The organism is Bacillus cereus group sp. BfR-BA-01408, assembly GCF_022663305.1.
GTDB classification, from domain to species: Bacteria; Bacillota; Bacilli; order Bacillales; family Bacillaceae_G; genus Bacillus_A; species Bacillus_A pacificus.
In genome coordinates this window covers 1-223 of the sequence record NZ_JAKUFF010000314.1, presented here as the reverse complement: position 1 = coordinate 223, position 223 = coordinate 1, and the positions used below count along the sequence as shown (strand labels likewise).

Sequence of the window (223 nt, the reverse complement as noted above, 5' to 3'; positions counted from 1 at the left end):
TAATGAAGAAAAATTAAAGGGCGCACCAGATGAGCAAAAAGTGGATGAAGACAAAAAAGTAGTAGAGGAAGAAAAAGGTAAGCAAGAAGAGCAACAAAGAGCAGAAGAAGAGAAACGTAAACAAGAAGAGCAACAAAGAGCAGAAGAAGAAAAACGTAAACAAGAAGAGCAACAAAGAGCAGAAGAAGAAAAACGTAAACAAGAAGAGCAACAAAGAGTAGAA

General features: G+C 36.3%; 1 pseudogene. It reads left to right on the top strand.

Annotated elements, in window-relative coordinates:
* Window positions 1-223 (top strand): annotated as a pseudogene (locus MR083_RS28380) (YwbE family protein); the annotation flags it as partial.